Origin of the sequence: Sphingobacteruim zhuxiongii (assembly GCF_009557615.1) — a bacterium.
Classification (GTDB): domain Bacteria; phylum Bacteroidota; class Bacteroidia; order Sphingobacteriales; family Sphingobacteriaceae; genus Sphingobacterium; species Sphingobacterium zhuxiongii.
In genome coordinates this window covers 3,620,877-3,638,120 of record NZ_CP045652.1, presented here as the reverse complement: position 1 = coordinate 3,638,120, position 17,244 = coordinate 3,620,877, and the positions used below count along the sequence as shown (strand labels likewise).

13 protein-coding genes and 1 pseudogene are annotated in these 17,244 nt (G+C 39.4%); 11 read left to right on the top strand and 3 right to left on the bottom strand.

Features of this window, described 5'->3' with window-relative positions:
* Positions 1-17: 17 nt before the first annotated feature.
* Entirely contained in the window at positions 18-1,892 is a 1,875-nt protein-coding gene (locus GFH32_RS15435; RefSeq protein ID WP_153512442.1) for a sensor histidine kinase, read from the bottom strand.
* 128 nt (positions 1,893-2,020) lie between these two features.
* Here GFH32_RS15435 and GFH32_RS15430 point away from each other — a divergent pair, with 128 nt between their 5' ends.
* Positions 2,021-2,353, top strand: coding sequence for a hypothetical protein (locus GFH32_RS15430; protein ID WP_153512441.1), 333 nt, complete (start codon positions 2,021-2,023; stop codon positions 2,351-2,353).
* Positions 2,354-2,653: 300 nt separating this feature from the next.
* Complete coding sequence (locus GFH32_RS15425) at positions 2,654-4,102, top strand: IS1182 family transposase (RefSeq protein ID WP_153512440.1); 1,449 nt, start codon at positions 2,654-2,656, stop codon at positions 4,100-4,102.
* A 240-nt stretch (positions 4,103-4,342) separates the two neighbouring features.
* Here the strand turns inward: GFH32_RS15425 and pyk are convergent, their stop codons facing one another.
* Positions 4,343-5,776 (bottom strand): pyruvate kinase, encoded by a 1,434-nt coding sequence (gene pyk, locus GFH32_RS15420; protein WP_153512439.1) that lies wholly within the window; start codon positions 5,774-5,776, stop codon positions 4,343-4,345.
* Between the two features lie 119 nt (positions 5,777-5,895).
* Positions 5,896-6,396, bottom strand: coding sequence for an IPExxxVDY family protein (locus GFH32_RS15415; protein WP_153512438.1), 501 nt, complete (start codon positions 6,394-6,396; stop codon positions 5,896-5,898).
* A gap of 269 nt (positions 6,397-6,665) precedes the next feature.
* Here GFH32_RS15415 and GFH32_RS15410 point away from each other — a divergent pair, with 269 nt between their 5' ends.
* From GFH32_RS15410 to GFH32_RS15370, 9 genes and pseudogenes are all read left to right on the top strand, one after another.
* Positions 6,666-6,902, top strand: a complete 237-nt coding sequence (locus GFH32_RS15410) for an acyl carrier protein (RefSeq protein ID WP_153512437.1) — start codon at positions 6,666-6,668, stop codon at positions 6,900-6,902.
* 26 nt (positions 6,903-6,928) lie between these two features.
* Positions 6,929-8,182, top strand: coding sequence for a beta-ketoacyl-ACP synthase II (fabF, locus tag GFH32_RS15405; protein WP_153512436.1), 1,254 nt, complete (start codon positions 6,929-6,931; stop codon positions 8,180-8,182).
* A gap of 79 nt (positions 8,183-8,261) precedes the next feature.
* Positions 8,262-8,993 (top strand): ribonuclease III, encoded by a 732-nt coding sequence (gene rnc, locus GFH32_RS15400; protein ID WP_153512435.1) that lies wholly within the window; start codon positions 8,262-8,264, stop codon positions 8,991-8,993.
* 192 nt (positions 8,994-9,185) lie between these two features.
* Positions 9,186-10,565, top strand: coding sequence for a histidine--tRNA ligase (gene hisS / locus GFH32_RS15395; protein WP_153512434.1), 1,380 nt, complete (start codon positions 9,186-9,188; stop codon positions 10,563-10,565).
* Between the two features lie 161 nt (positions 10,566-10,726).
* The gene (pdhA, locus tag GFH32_RS15390; protein WP_153512433.1) at positions 10,727-11,722 is read left to right on the top strand and encodes a pyruvate dehydrogenase (acetyl-transferring) E1 component subunit alpha; all 996 of its coding nucleotides are present in this window, start codon (positions 10,727-10,729) and stop codon (positions 11,720-11,722) included.
* 37 nt (positions 11,723-11,759) lie between these two features.
* Positions 11,760-13,403, top strand: a complete 1,644-nt coding sequence (locus GFH32_RS15385) for a pyruvate dehydrogenase complex dihydrolipoamide acetyltransferase (RefSeq protein ID WP_153512432.1) — start codon at positions 11,760-11,762, stop codon at positions 13,401-13,403.
* 133 nt (positions 13,404-13,536) lie between these two features.
* A pseudogene (locus GFH32_RS15380) lies at positions 13,537-15,057 on the top strand (IS1182 family transposase); the annotation flags it as partial.
* A 517-nt stretch (positions 15,058-15,574) separates the two neighbouring features.
* The gene (locus GFH32_RS15375; RefSeq protein ID WP_153512431.1) at positions 15,575-16,762 is read left to right on the top strand and encodes a serine hydrolase domain-containing protein; all 1,188 of its coding nucleotides are present in this window, start codon (positions 15,575-15,577) and stop codon (positions 16,760-16,762) included.
* 15 nt (positions 16,763-16,777) lie between these two features.
* The gene (locus GFH32_RS15370; RefSeq protein WP_153512430.1) at positions 16,778-17,137 is read left to right on the top strand and encodes a CoA-binding protein; all 360 of its coding nucleotides are present in this window, start codon (positions 16,778-16,780) and stop codon (positions 17,135-17,137) included.
* Positions 17,138-17,244: the final 107 nt, after the last annotated feature.

The window sequence follows — 17,244 nt, the reverse complement described above, 5'->3', positions numbered from 1 at the left end:
ATTTCCTTTGCTATTTATTAAGCAACCTCTTTCGAGGAATGCTTTAATGGTAAAGTTACTTCAAATTGCGTGCCCTTGTCTTTTTCACTTTTTACAGTGATTTTTCCATTCAGGCGTTTTATAATGTCATTCACATAGCTTAGACCCAATCCAAAACCTTTCACATTGTGAATATTCCCTGTAGGGATACGGTAGAATTGATCAAATATCTTTTCCGCTTGGTCTTTCGTCATTCCAATTCCCTTATCGGCGACAGAAATAACGATACTCTTGCCGCGATTAAAAGTTTTGAATGTTATTTCTGGCTTCTCTTGGCTATATTTAATTGCATTATCTACCAAATTATACATAACGTTTGATAGGTGAAGTTCATCTCCAATCACCAAATCATTGGTAGCATCCAGGTGAACGTTTAAGATTCCTTCAGCTTTTTCTAACTGAAGCTTCATACTTTCTAACACTGCATTTGCCAAATTGTTGATTTGAACATTTGTTCTTTCAATCTTTAAATTTTCTTTTTCAAGTCTTGCAATGTTTAACACACGCTCAATATGAGATCCTAACCGCACATTTTCATCGTATATGATGTTAGCTAATTTGCTTACTCGACGTTCATCTGCCGATATTTCAGGGTCTTTCAGTGACTCGGAGGCAATCATAATCGTCGCTACTGGCGTCTTAAACTCATGCGTCATATTATTGATAAAATCGGTTTTCATTTCCGAGATCTTTTTCTGACGGAAGATGATTGTCAAGGTATACGCAAAACAACCAATCAGTAATGCCAATAAGGTCAAAATAGGGAGCAACCAATAGCCCATCGTACCTGCAATGATGGAGCCTTTATTGGGGAAGTAAACTCTTAGTTCTCCAGGCGATTTACCCTCGTCACTCTGAAATAAGCGAGCCTTATAAACCATCGGTGGATTTTTACTTTCTTCAATCGTTTCATTATTGTAATTAAACACTGCCTGAAAGATTAACGGGCTGTTTTCGGAATTACGAACCTGCATTACGAAGGAAGAATTGATTCCGCGTTGATCTAGTTCATTAATCAACAAGTCGACGGCCTGCGTTTTATCAATACGTTGTTCTAATGGTCTTTTAGAGAGTTGCATCCCAATGGCGACATCTTCCATGATTGCACTTTGTTTACCTCCCATTATTTTTAACGAGTCGAACAAGGTCGCTGCACCAATTAATTTCTGATTTCTAAGCTTATTCAGCTTTTTCTCTAATAAATCAATCTGTCCGAGTAAACGTGTATTAACCGGTGGGGGTAAGGTACGAATTTGATAGGTCGCAGTAAGCGAAGAATTCGGTCCGAAAATAGGGATCAAATATCGAGCACTATCATCTTTTGCCTTTACCTCTTTAATCTCTCGAACAGCATAAACTCTAGCAAATTCTCCGATTGTATTTTCGCTTGTATAACCTTGTTCTAAGGTAATGCGAACATAGTTACTATATTCTTTGCGACGTATATAGGTTTCATAAAACTCATTTGTAATCAATACCGTTGGGTACTGTTGATTTAAACGAGTTTCCATTTCGTTAAAGCGTTGGGTATGGGAGAACGCTAAACGCTGTAGTAACTTTATACTATCCTGATATTTGACTTGGAGTCCTAAGCTTTCTTCGTTTTTTTTCAACTGCTCTTGATCCTGTCGAAATTTCTCTTGATTCTCTCGCTCTTGCTGACGCGCAAATTCGTAAATCTCAATTCGCTCGATTCTGTTGGCAACAGCAGTTAGGGACGCTTTGACGGCTTCATCAAATAATTTAGATTTCTGTTTGAAAGATTCACGTACGAAGTAATACTGCATGGCCATTACACCTAATAGTGCAATAGACATCAATCCGATTATCAACGTAATACTTCTTTTCTTCATTTGTTACAAAAGTAATAAGGGATTTAAGTCTATTTCTCCATTTAACACAATTTAACAGCGATCAAAGCGGAATCTTAGGAAATATCGATCGGACATTGAGTAAATTTGAATAAATAAACTTAACGGTTATGAAAACATTTGTCGCTTCACTAGTACTGATGTTTGGTTTGCTCACTAACTCCCAAGCACAAAATAAGGAAAATATCCTCCCTACACAACAGAAACTGCCTCATTGGGCAGATAGTGTTAAGATAAATATTCCCAAATACAAAATCATGTCGACAGCAACCCCTAATATGAAGAGCAATGATAGCATGAAGACGAACCCTGTTGAAATCCCTAATAGTTTTAACAATAGGCGGATGATCGGAAAAGATGATTCGATTATTTTAATCAAACCCTTAGACGGAAGTAAGAATTCGCCAATGCCCGGCACGGAGCTCCTGAATAAGAAAAGATAAGCTACCTTCTTTAGGTTATGTTTGAAATAATAGAGGCCTATCTATAGGTGGTCTCGGGCGTACCTTTGCCGAAAGAATGACGTATTGATGGGTTAAGGTAGGCTTAAACTAAGTTCGAGCTAGGCTTGAGGTTCAGCGAAGAGGAATACGAAATTGGCTTAAATAGAGTAAAAAAAAGGCCTTCCGTGCGGGAGGGCACTGAAAAAGTCCCCTTAGAAAAAAGGTTAAAAAAGGGAGTGGAAAATTGCAGTTTTCTGCTCCCTTTTTCGTATTTTAAAGCAGCCTTTAACGGAGATCAGGATGCTCACTACCCAACAAAAAATACAGTTCAGTTCCTACTCAGGATTGTACGATATCATCGTTCCAAAAGATAACCTACTTCGAAAAATCAACGATCTTATCGATTTCAGTTTTATCTATGACGAGCTTTTGGCTAAGTATTGCCATACGAATGGCCGTACAGCGGAGAGCCCTATCAAGATGTTCAAATACCTTCTGTTAAAGACGATCTACACCGTTTCGGATGTAGATGTCGTTGAGCGCTCCAGATATGATATGTCCTTTAAATACTTTCTTGAAATGGCTCCCGAGGAGGATGTGATCAATTCAAGTTCCCTGACCAAGTTTCGCAAACTACGATTAAAAGATATGGATCTATTGAACCTGTTGATCAATAAGACCGTAACGATTGCTCTTGAAAAAGGCATTATAAAATCAAAGTCTATCATCGTAGACGCGACCCATACCCATTCCAGATCGAATCCATACACAGCATTGGAAGTCCTCAAGGATCGCTCCAAGCTATTAAGAAAAGCGATATATCAGATCGATGAGGAATACAAGAGGAATCTGCCGCACAATAACGAATCCAACGACCTGGATCAAGAGCTTGCATATTGCAGGGAATTACAGAGGGTCCTTGATCAAGATCAATCTATCAGTGAAATACCGGCTGTTAAAGAGAAGTTGAATCTGTTGAAGGAAACCATTGAGGACACAAAGGAATACTATCTGCTCTCTAAGGATGATGAGGCTCGGCTTGGACACAAGTCAGTGGACAGCAATTTCTTTGGCTATAAAACACATCTGGCGATGAGCGAGGAACGTATTATAACAGCGGCAGTCGTTACTACGGGGGAGAAAGGTGATGGCCCTGAACTACCCAGATTATTGGAGATTAGCCAGCAGAATGGAATGCAAGTGGATACGATAATAGGTGATGCCGCGTATTGGGGAAAAGAAAATCTTCAGTTGGCAAAAGAACAAAACATTGATATCATCGCTAAATTAAATCCATCCATTACCCAAGGCTTTAGGAAAGATAAAGACAAGTTTGACTATAATAAAGATGCGGATATGTTTGTTTGTCCCGCAGGACATTTGGCCATCCGCAAGGCGCGTCAGGGAAAGAAGGAACAAGGCACAAATCAAACGGAGACCTATTACTTTGATGTGGAGAAATGTAAGGTCTGTCCTCTTAGGGAAGGATGTTACAAGCAAGGGGCCAGAACCAAATCCTATTCAGTCTCCATAAAATCCGAACTCCATAGGGAGCAGATGGCTTTCCAGCAAACCGATTATTATCGAAGCAAGTCTAAGCAAAGGTATAAGATCGAGGCCAAGAACAGTGAGCTCAAGAATGTCCATGGCTATGGCAGGGCTGATGCTTATGGAATCCACAATATGGAAATGCAGGGCGCAATGGCCATCTTCACCGTAAACTTGAAAAGAATCCTGAAATTGATCTAAAAAAGGGGATATTTCCCCAAAAACAATCTCAAGAGGATGCTAAAAACTCAAATAGCAAGTCCTAGTCGCTTACACCTTCAACAAGACCATTAAAAAATAAACTTCCAGAAATCCTTTGAACAAAAATGACCGAGTAAGGGAAAACCTATACTCAGTCATTTCTTTAAGTCTCATAAGAAAGTTGAGGCTTTTTCAGTGCCCTCCCGTGCGGAAGGCCTTTTTTTTACTAGTTCTGTATTGTTACATTACTTCTGAAACACGAATGGTATTTGTTCTACCTTTCGCATGAAGTGGTGTAGACGATGTATTGATTACAATTTGACCTGGTTCTACCAAATGGTATTTCTTTAATAGACCGTTTACATCTTGAATTGTTCCGTCTGTACTTTCGTATTTATCATAGATAAACGATTGAACGCCCCAAACAAGACTTAATTGTGTTAACAATTTGTCATTACCTGTAAACACATAAATATCTGCATTAGGTCTAAAGCTAGAAATCTCAAGAGCTGTATAACCAGATGCGGTCATTACAGCGATTGCCGAAGCTTGTGTTTTTTCTGCCAAGAAGATTGACGATCCGCAAATTGCATCAGGGATACGTGTAACTTCTACTGTACCTAACGTTTCTTTTTCACTGTAGTAAGGGTATGACGTGCTTTCCACATGCGTAATAACCTTTGCCATTGTTTCGATAACAATCTCAGGGAACTCACCTACAGATGTCTCGCCACTTAACATAACTGCATCAGCACCGTCAATTACCGAGTTTGCTACGTCATTTACTTCAGCGCGTGTCGGACGAGGTGTAGTAATCATACTTTCTAACATCTGTGTAGCAATGATTACTGGTTTTGCAAGGTTACGACATTTTTGAGCGATGATTTTCTGTAAGCCTGGAACCTCTTCCATTGGCATCTCCACACCTAAATCTCCACGAGCAACCATCACAGCATCTGTAGCTTCGATAATCGCATCGATATTGTCGATTGCTTCAGGTTTTTCAATTTTCGCAATAACGCGAGCATGAGAACCTTTGGCTTTGATAATTTCTTTACATTGTATAATGTCTTCCGCAGAACGAACAAATGACATAGCGATCCAGTCTGCACCATGATCTAACGCGAAGTTTAAGTTATCTAGATCTTCTTCAGTTAACGAAGGGATAGAAACTTTGGTGTTTGGTAAGTTAACTCCTTTTCTTGACGTAAGGATACCACCGTGTACTACTTCACATTTTACAGAGTCTTTATGGTTTGTGCTCAATACGCGCAATTGTAATTTACCATCGTCTAAAAGGATGATTTCATCATCTTGCACGTCGTTCGGGAAGTTTTCATATGTGATGTAGATTCTGTTTTCATCGCCGATTAATTCTTCGGTTGTGATTTCAACTTGACTACCATTTACTAGGATTGCTCCGCCTTCTTTCATTTTTCCGATACGGATTTTCGGACCTTGTAAGTCAGCGAGGATACCAACTTTGAACGGGAATTCTTGGTTGATTTCTTTAATAGTGTTGATTACTTTCAAGTGATCTTCTTGACTTCCGTGCGAGAAGTTCAAACGGCAAACATCAACGCCTTTAGCAATCATTCGGGTTAATACCTCTTTCTTCGAAGAAGCAGGGCCTAATGTAGCTACGATTTTCGTCCGCTTTTTAAGTTTATCCATGTAAATGTTTTTTTTAATGTTTTAATCAATTTTAATATATGCTGAACTACGCTTCTCCCCAGAGGGTAGTCCATTTAGGTTTTTATGGGGTGTATATAATACACTATCTAAATAGTTCGCTAAAATATCAGATTTTCTTTAGATTTCAATACAGTTGGGTCGATTTCTTTTACTAATAGCACTTCTGGTATCGATTTTAAGTTGTCGATTAGTGCCTCGAGATCTTCCTCGTCAATGTAATGTTTAATCAGTAGAAAGTAGTCAAAACTAACTATTTCAGGAATAAGTGTACCGCCTTCAATCGATTTATTACTAAGTAAATAGAATTCAAAGTCGTAAGTCTGATTGTTGTAACGATAAGTAATGAAGTGATGTTGTGTGCTAGGCTTGTTTTTTTTGGTTTCGAAAATGATATGGTAATCGAGCTCATTTTGAGGTTTGTCTTTTTTATTGCCATTATGGTCGATGTAATCCTCTTTCCCATGGACGAGTTTTAATCCTGTATGTTTATTGATAAAGTGACAAAGCCGGTAATCTCTCAAGACAGAGCTTAAGCCAATCAGGATAAAATCCAGTTCGAGGTCAAAGTCAGTTTCAAGTTTAAAAGTTATTTTACTCAAGCTACGATATTTCTGTTCAGATAGCAAAAATACGCTTTTCTCGAGATTATGCAGGGGGCTTAACGTAAAAATATCATTAAATAAGGATTAAGTTTGTAAAACTATATTTCTTTTGTTATTATTGAATAGAGTTAGTTTTTAGCAGGTTCAAAAACCTTTCTGGGGGTAACTTTGTTCTTTATTTGTTTTCAAAAGTCAAAAAGATTTGATTTTTGGGGAAATTTATTTTTTCTTTGCACAGATTTATTAAACAATTAAACTAGAAAATCATGTCAGATATCGCATCAAGAGTAAAAGCTATTATCGTTGAAAAGTTAGGTGTAGATGAAAACGAAGTAACACCAGAAGCTTCTTTCACGAATGATTTAGGTGCAGACTCACTTGATACAGTTGAGTTGATCATGGAATTCGAAAAAGAATTCAACGTTGCTATTCCAGATGACCAAGCTGAGAACATTGCCACAGTTGGTCAAGCAATCGCTTACTTAGAAAAAAACGTTAACTAACTAATTTTATTAGGCCAAACATATTAATGGAGCTTAAAAGAGTAGTTGTAACAGGATTGGGTGCACTTACACCCGTAGGTAACACCGTCGCAGAATACTGGGATGGGTTAATTAATGGTGTAAGTGGTGCCGCTCCTATTACGCATTTTGATGCGTCAAAATTCAAAACCCAGTTTGCTTGTGAAGTAAAAGGGTTTGATCCACATAATTATATGGACCGTAAAGAGGCTCGTAAAATCGACCCTTTCGTTCAATATGCAATTGCATCGACAGATGAAGCTGTCAAAGATGCGGGATTAGAGTTTGATAAACTAGACACCAATCGTATTGGTGTAATTTGGGGGTCAGGTATTGGGGGCTTGACTACGTTTTTAGATGAAGTTGCGGGATTTGCAAAAGGCGATGGTACACCACGTTTCAACCCGTTCTTTATTCCGAAGATGTTGATTGATTTAGCTCCGGGACATATTTCAATGCGTCATGGCTTGAGAGGTCCTAACTTTTCTGCGGTTTCAGCGTGCGCGTCAGCGACCAACGCGATGATTGATGCATTTAACTATATCCGCATGGGTCTAGCCGATGTAATCATCAGTGGTGGGTCGGAGGCGACAATCAATGAAGCTGGTATCGGAGGGTTCAATGCAATGCATGCCTTGTCCACTCGTAATGATGATCCGAAAACGGCATCACGTCCTTTTGATAAGGATCGTGACGGATTCGTATCCGGCGAGGGTTCAGGTGCTATCATCCTTGAAAGTTTAGAACATGCCTTAGCGCGTGGTGCAAAAATCTATGCGGAGATTGCAGGTGGCGGTATGAGTGCTGATGCATATCATATCACGGCTTCACATCCCGAGGGATTAGGCGCTCGCCTAGCAATGAGTAAAGCTTTAGCTGATGCAAATTTAGAAGCAACAGATATTGATTACATCAACGTGCATGGAACTTCAACTCCTGTTGGAGATGTGAGTGAAACCAAAGCTATAATTGAGCAATTTGGTGAACATGCATATAATTTGAATATTAGTTCTACAAAATCAATGACGGGTCACCTGTTAGGTGCTGCTGGAGCGGTCGAGTCAATCGCATCGATTCTTGCTGTGCAGAATGACATTGTACCTCCTACAATTAATCATTTTACCGATGATCCACAAATTGATAATAGATTGAACTTTACTTTCAACAAGGCTCAAAAACGTGTTGTCAATGCTGCATTGAGCAATACCTTTGGATTTGGTGGCCATAATGCTTCTTTGATTGTAAAGAAATACAAAGCATAGTGTTGATTGAAAGGGAAGAAAAAGGAATTGAATAGGTAGTTTTCTCCAAAACTACCTATTTCTTCTTAAAGATGTTGGTATGCCGTTAAGTGTTTATAAACTGTATTTATCCCCTCAGAAAGCCTACTTTAAGAAGTTAAAGAACATCTTAGGTTTTGTTCCGGGGAATGTCAGGTTGTATCAAATGGCATTTCGGCACAAATCGGTTGCCAAACCGATTAAAGAGGGTGTAAAAAATAGCAATGAACGTTTGGAGTTTTTAGGCGATGCGGTACTTGGTTCCGTTGTTGCTGAATTGTTATTTAAGTTGTATCCTTACAAAGACGAGGGTTTCTTGACAGAGATGCGCTCGAAGATTGTTTCACGTGCTAACTTGAATCAGCTTTCACGTAAACTGGGTTTCAATGAACTTATCGAGTTTGATGCCCGCATGATTAGCTATCCAAACAAGCAAGGTTCTTTATTAGGAGATGCTTTTGAAGCATTGATAGGGGCCGTATACTTGGATAAGGGCTATAATTTTACCCGTGAGTTTTTGTTATCGAGGATCATAAAGCCACATGTTGATATTCATACCTTAGAGATCACGGAAACAAACTTTAAAAGCCGTTTAATCGAGTGGTGTCAACATAGCGGAAAGGATGTTGCCTTCATTCAAATTGATAATACCGAAGGCGAGTCTGCGAAGATGTTTTCTGTCAAAGTGGTTGTCGATGGTGAGGATTGTGGAATTGGCCGCGACTTCAATAAGAAAAGCGCCGAGAAAATGGCTGCCGAGAAAGCCTGTGAATATTTAAAGATATTTGAATAAGGCATAATGGTATTTCCTCGTTAAGTCGCTAGGCTTAAGACGGCGGAAAACTGAGTTCTTCTACTGAGCAACCAATAACCATTTTTATTTACGATTCCTGATTATTGTTTCTTTTTGCTCCTCAAAAAGTCTTTTCTTGTCCTAAATGTTAACTACTCATTACTAAATACTAAAAATTACTACCTTTGCGGCATGGCATCAATTAAACCATCATTAGCTAAAGGAACACGTGATTTTTCTCCTGTTGAAATGGAGAAACGTAATCATATTTATAATACGTTAAAGACTATTTTCAAGAAATACGGGTATAGCGAGATTCAGACTCCTTCATTCGAAAATTTAAGCACCTTAACTGGGAAATATGGAGACGAGGGTGATAAGTTAATTTTTAAGATTCTAAATTCTGGAGATTACTTGTCGAAGGCTCCAGAGAAGCTGCTAGAGGATAAGAATTCTACGGCTTTAATATCTTCAATTTCTGAAAAAGCACTACGTTATGATTTGACAGTTCCCTTTGCGAGATATGTGGTTATGCATCAGAATGACATCGCATTACCTTTCAAGCGTTTTCAAATTCAACCCGTATGGCGCGCAGATCGCCCTCAACGCGGAAGATACAGAGAGTTCTATCAGTGTGATGTCGATGTCGTTGGGTCCGAATCGTTGTTGAATGAAGCGGAATTTGTGTTGATTTATCATGAAGCATTAACCAAATTGGGTTTAAAGGACTTCAATATCAAATTAAATAATCGTAAAATTCTATCCGGTATCGCGGAGGTCGTTGGAAAGCCGGAATTGATTGTCGATATGACCGTTGCAATTGATAAGCTAGATAAGATAGGTTTAGAGGGTGTAAATAAAGAGCTTTTAGAGCGTGGTTTTACAGAGGCTGATTTAGGCGTGTTGAAGCCTATAATCGAGCTAAGTGGTTCAAATCAAGAGAAGTTGAATTCGTTGAAATCGGTGCTATCAAATTCTGCGATAGGATTGAAAGGGATTGAAGAAATTGAAACTGTATTCGACTACTTGGAAAAACTTGGACAAACTGCTGTATTAGCTAAGGAATTAGAAGTTGATATTACGCTTGCGCGCGGATTGAACTATTATACCGGTTGTATTTTTGAAGTGAAGACTAACGAAGTGCAAATGGGAAGTATAGGGGGAGGAGGTCGCTATGACGACTTGACGGGCATGTTCGGATTAAAGGACTTAACGGGAGTTGGGGTTTCCTTTGGAGCGGATCGTATATTTGACGTTTTGGAAGAATTAAATCTCTTTCCGCCGAGTAATGCAGATCGTACGAAAGTTCTAATTATCAATTTTGATAAGGCCTTAGAGAGCTCTACTTTGCCGATTTTATACAAACTACGAGAGGCAGGTATTGCTGCCGAACTGTATCCTTCGTCTGTCAAGCTGAAGAAGCAAATGAGCTATGCGGATTCTAAACAAATCCCATTTGTTCTATTGGTAGGGGAAGAAGAAGTTGAAACTGGGCAGTTAAGTTTGAAGAATATGGATTCCGGAGATCAGCAGAAAGTCTCTATCGAGAATCTATTGAATATATTAGCATAAATCCGAACGACCTTGTATAAGGTCGTTTGTTATTAATAACGGTCTATAATTTTGTTGTTCATATGACAAAATCCGTTAAATGTCACCTAAAAATTATCCGAAATCTCGTTAATATTGATTAGATTTGTAGTCAGTTAAGTAAAGAAATTCAATTCGTACAAATGAGTTCAACACCTATAACAAAAGAAACCTATTTAGAGTGGTATAAATCAATGCTACTCATGCGCAAGTTTGAAGAGAAGTCTGGCCAGTTATATGGACAGCAAAAAATACGCGGATTTTGTCACTTATATATTGGGCAAGAAGCAGTAGTAGCTGGAACGATGTCAGTTATTAAACCAGCGGATTCGTTAATTACAGCTTATCGTGATCACGCCCATGCATTAGCAAAGGGAGTTTCTGCGGACGCTTGTATGGCGGAATTGTTTGGTAAAGCTACTGGTTGTTCAAAAGGTAAAGGCGGATCCATGCACTTTTTCTCGAAAGAGCATAAGTTTATGGGTGGACACGGTATTGTAGGTGGCCAAATTCCATTAGGAGCTGGTATCGCATTCGCTGAAAAATACTTAGGTACAAACAACGTGAACATATGCTATATGGGTGACGGTGCAGTACGTCAAGGAGCTTTCAACGAAACATTGAATATGGCGATGTTGTGGAAATTACCTGTTATTTTTGTTTGTGAAAACAACGGATATGCAATGGGTACTTCTGTACAACGCACAACAAACATGACTGATATTTACAAAATGGGTCTTGGATTCGATATGCCATGTGCACCAGTTGACGGTATGGATGTCGTTGCAGTTCACAATGCAATGGATGAGGCTGTTCAACGTGCTCGCGCGGGTGAAGGTCCAACGTTCTTAGAGATTCGTACTTACCGTTACAAAGGTCACTCGATGTCTGACCCTGCGAAATACCGTACAAAAGAAGAACTAGAAGAATATAAAGGAAGAGATCCATTGTTGGCAACTAAACACGCTATTGTTGAAAATAAATATGCTGATGATGCTTGGTTTGCTGCTTTAGATGCAGAGATCAAGAAAATTGTTGATGATTCAGTTAAGTTTGCAGAAGAATCTCCTTACCCAACAGCGGATGAGATCTACAAAGACGTATATGTACAAGAGGACTATCCTTTTGTAATGGATTAATTAGAATTACTTTAACTAAATAGAAGATACCTAAACAATGGCTGAAGTAGTAAGAATGCCAAAAATGAGCGACACCATGACCGAAGGTGTTATCGCGAAATGGCACAAAAAAGTTGGTGATAAAGTGAACTCTGGCGACTTAGTTGCAGAGATCGAAACAGATAAAGCGACAATGGACTTCGAATCTTATCAAGAAGGAACCTTGTTGTATATTGGTCCTAAAGAGGGTGAGGCTGTAGCAATTGATGCAGTAATCGCTGTTTTAGGAGAAGAGGGTGAGGATTATAAAGCCGTATTAGAAGGCGGTGCTGCTCCTGCTGCGAAAACAGCGGAGCCTGCCAAAGAAGAAGCTACTCCTGCTGCGCAAGCGGAGGAAGCTGCTCCTGCAGGTGAGCAAGTATCGGCTGAAGATTTAGGCGTAACAGTAATCACGATGCCTTTATTGAGTGATACGATGACTGAAGGTGTTATCGCTCAATGGAATTTCAAAGTTGGTGATACAATTAAGTCTGACGATGCTATTGCTGATGTAGAGACTGATAAAGCAACAATGGAGGTTACAGCGTATGCTGATGGTACTTTATTGTATGTTGGATTAGAAGCTGGACAAGCGGCAAAGGTTAATGACATTATTGCAATCGTTGGTCCTGCAGGAACTGACGTTACGCCATTATTGAACCAAAAAGCTCCAGTTAAGTCTGCAGCTAAAACTGAAGAAAAGAATGCGGATACACCTGCTGTAGCTGCGACTCCAGAAGCTGTTTCGGCAAGTAATTCTTCGGATTCTCGCGTGAAAGCATCCCCATTAGCGAAGAAAATTGCTAAGGATAAGGGTATTGACCTTTCACAAGTAAAAGGATCAGCAGAAGGTGGTCGTATTGTTAAGAAAGATGTAGAGAACTTTACGCCTTCGGCAGCTGCTGCTGCACCAGCGTCTGCGCCTGCGAAAGCGGCAGAGTCGGAAGTGAAGACTGTAAGTTTACCTCAATATATTGGTGAAGAGCGTTTCACAGAGAAACCTGTGAACCAAATGCGTAAAACAATTGCTCGTCGTTTATCGGAGTCATTGTTTACAGCGCCTCACTTCTATTTGAATATTAGCATTGATATGGATAATGCCATCGCTGCTCGTGCTCAAATCAATGAAGTTGCGCCAGTGAAAGTATCATTCAATGATATCGTCATTAAAGCTGTTGCTGTTGCATTGAAACAACATCCTGCGGTGAACTCTTCATGGTTAGGTGATAAAATTAGATACAATGAGCATACAAATATTGGTGTTGCTATCGCTGTTGAAGACGGTTTATTAGTTCCAGTTGTTCGTTTTGCTGATGGTAAATCTTTATCACACATCTCTGCGGAAGTAAAAGACTTCGCTCAAAAAGCTAAATCTAAAAAATTACAACCTTCTGATTGGGAAGGATCGACATTCACTGTGTCTAACCTAGGAATGTTTGGTATCGATGAGTTTACATCTATTATCAACTCTCCTGACGGCGCTATTCTTTCTGTAGGTGCAATTCAACAAGTTCCTGTTGTGAAAAACGGAGCTGTTGTCCCTGGAAATGTAATGAAATTGTCGCTAGGTTGTGATCACCGTGTAGTAGATGGTGCTACCGGAGCACAATTCTTACAAACATTAAAAGGATTATTAGAAGCACCAATTCGTTTGTTGGCGTAATTAAGATATAATCAAAAAGGGGCTGTCTAAAAAGGTCTCTTAAAGAAAGAACCCCGTCATTAAAAAATGGCGGGGTTTTTCTGTTTTTTTGTCCTTAAGATTTTGTATCTTAAGGTGCACCCAAAAAAACAATATGGCAAACATACAATTCAAAGCGCTTCCATCCAATAGTCCGAGTCTATTTCCTGAGAATATTTTAGATCGTATTCCAATGAACCATCCGGTTCGGTTGGTGAGTCAGGTTGTTGATCAGTTGGATCTAGATCATATTATCCGTCAGTATAAAGGCGGAGGCACCACTAGTTTTCACCCTAGAATGCTCATTAAGGTGCTGTTCTACGCCTATTTAAGCAATATCTATTCTTGCCGAAAAATTGAGCGCGCCTTACAAGAGAACATCCATTTCATGTGGCTTTCGGGCAATAGCACACCTGATTATCGTACGATCAATTATTTCAGAGGAAAGCGTCTTAAAGGACAGATACAAGAGCTGTTTGCAAGTATCGTTCGTATGCTGCATGATATGGAGTATGTTAGCCTGAAAGTTCAATATGTTGATGGTACCAAGATCGAGTCGGTCGCTGGTCGTTATACGTTCGTTTGGAAGAAATCGGTCGAGAAGAATAAGGTAAAGTTAGAAGCAAACATTGCTTCGGTTCTTTCGGAAATCGAGGCTCAGATCGCCCAAGACCAATCTTCATTAGGGCATCAAGAAGTTAGCAAGGCCATTGATAGCAGTCGGTTGAAGGAAAAGATCGAAGCGATCAATGCCAAGTTCAAAGGAGCCAATAAATCTACTGATAAGCAGCTTAAGAAACTTGAAGAGGACTATTTGCCTCGACTAGAGAAATATGAAGAGCAACTGGAAGTACTGGGAGATCGCAATAGTTATAGCAAGACCGATACCGATGCTGTGTTTATGCGGATGAAAGAGGACCACATGAAGAATGGCCAGCTTAAGCCAGCCTATAATACCCAAATCAGCACCGAAGATCAGTTCATCACCCATTACAGCATCCATCAAACAACTGCCGACACCACAACCCTGCCGGAACATTTGGAAGGCTTTGAGTCCCATTACGGAAAACAAAGCGAACAGCTTGTAGCAGACGCCGGTTATGGTAGTGAACAGAACTATGAATTGATGGAAAAACAGGGCATAACTGCCTTTGTCAAGTACAATTACTTTCATGTGGAACAGAAGCGCAAGCATAAACAGGATCCTTTCTCGGTACAGAATCTGTATTACAACCAGCAAGATGACTATTATGTATGTCCGGCCGGACAGAAGCTCAGCTATATCGGTCATGCAACCAGAGTTAGTACCAATGGATATACTGCCCGGGTAAGCTGTTATCAGGCTCAGCGATGCGAAGGCTGCCCAATGCGCAGTGGGTGCCATAAAGCAAAAGGCAATCGTATTATTGAAGTGAACCACAGGCTTGATCAGCTCAAGGCTAAAGCCCGAAAAAGACTGCTATCAGAAGAGGGAATGTACCATCGAAGCAAGCGACCCATAGAAGTGGAAGCTGTTTTCGGTCAGATGAAAAGCAACAACAAGTTTACCCGGTTCACGATGAAAGGACTGGAGAAAGTCGCTGTAGAGTTCGGTTTGATGGCCATTGCTCATAACCTCAGAAAATGGGCAAAAAAGTGGGCAAACGATGTCTTGTTTCGAAATGGTTATAGCGATAAAACACTATATACGATAAAAATTGGAGTCAGGAGCGTTAAAACCACAAAATATAGACTTACTGCTTAAAACTCAAAAATGAAAACAGTAATGGAATCGCAAAAGCTATAAAACAGAAGAAGGTGCCTTTTTAGACACCTTCTTTTTTTGATCGTGTATTTGAGATTGTGGTAAGTTGAACTTGTGTAAATGCTATCTCGATGAGTCTAAAGAGTCAAGTGCTAAGATTATTTTATTCCCTTTCTGTACGTTATTTCAATTTAGGGTTATCGTAGCTAAAATGGTATTTGGATATTGTATTTTTAGTATTTTCTAGTGTTAGCTTATCATGTAATATGATGATTATAATGTTTGGAGTAATGTGTTCATGTTAAAGTCTAATTTCTAGTCCATCGGATTTTGTTTTTTCACTCAAAAAAAACTATTTTGTCTAGCATTAACAATTAAATCAACAGAATAGACTTAGAACGGATTGAGCGTGATTTTTAAAAAGTTTGGTATAGCCCTTGGGGTTGCAGTAATTGCATTAAGTTCTTGTGGAGGTTCACCCGAAGCAAAGCAAGCGCAGGAACGCGAAAAGCAAGAAAAAAAAGACAGTGTAAGTTTAATTTATAATCCTGCGGAAGCAGATCCACAAATTGATTCATTCATGCAGAATTTGCATAAAAGGTCTGGTTTCAACGGGAATGTGTTAGTGGCTAAAAAGGGGAAGATTCTTTATCAGAATTCCTTTGGTTGGGCAGATTATCTGCTGAAAGATAGCTTGAAGATCAATTCGCAATTTGAATTAGCTTCCGTTTCGAAGCCAATGACAGCAATAGGGGTGTTGATTCTTGCAGAACAAGGTAAGTTAAAACTTACAGATTCAGTAGAGCAGTATTATCCTAATTTTCCCTATAAAGGTATTACGATTCAACAATTGCTTTCCCATCGTTCCGGACTTCCGAACTATGTTTATTTTGCCGAAACCGTTTGGCCAGATAAAAAGAAAGGCATGACGAATCAAGATGCAATGAATTTACTAATTCAGCATCACCCTGGTCGTTATGGCGCGCCTGATGGTAGATTTCATTACAACAACTCTAATTTCATGGTATTGGGTTCGATTATTGAAAAGGTGAGTGGAAAGGATTTCGCAGTCTTCATGAAAGAAAATGTCTTTGATCCTGCGGGGATGAAAAACACAAATGTCTATTCAAAAGCTGTTTATGATAAAATTCCTACGAATGTAGTTGGACATGATAAGGTTTGGAGACGCTCTGTTGTACAGAATTATTTAGATGGGCCTGTGGGTGATAAAGGTATATATAGTACGGTACGTGACCTCTATCAGCTTGATTTGGCACTACGCGACGGGCGTGTCTTAGGTAAGGCAATGCAAGACTCTTCATTTATTCCACGGAGCGATGCAAAGCGTAGTTTGTTTAGTTATGGTTATGGCTGGCGAACTTTTAATCCGCCGGGTAATCCAATCGTATACCATACAGGATGGTGGCATGGATTTAAAAGTTTGTTTGTTCGGGACTTGAAGAATGACGTGACAATCGTGTTGCTCACGAATATGGCGAACGGCAGTTTGAATAATCTAGATAATTTGTATAAGATCTTAGAAATTCCTATTTTGAGACAAAATGCATACAATGCAAGTGGTGAATTTGTTCATTAATAAACTCAGTAACATATGAAAAAAACCTTGATATTAGGAGCGAGTACAAATCCTGCGAGATACTCCTATTTAGTGGCAAATAAGTTGGCAAGGAAAGGGTATCCTATCGTGAATGTGGGCAGAAAGGTTGGTACTGTTGCTGGAGCAGAGATTGAGCCTGCGGAAAATATTCATCAGGATATCGATACGATTACTTTGTATGTAGGGCCGCAGAATCAAGCGCCTTATTACGATTATATTTTAAAGACGAATCCAAAACGTATTATTTTTAATCCGGGTGCTGAAAATGCGGATTTAGCCGAGAAAGCAAGAGCACAAGGTATCGAGGTTGTAGAAGCTTGTACTTTAGTGATGTTGAATACCGGTCAATATTAAGCGTATTGAAGAGATTTAAAAGAGGCTATCTAAACAGATAGCCTCTTTTTGTTTTAGGCGTTTCTTGCTGTCTTGCGAAATCGATTTCGGTTTTTTAATAGTTTATG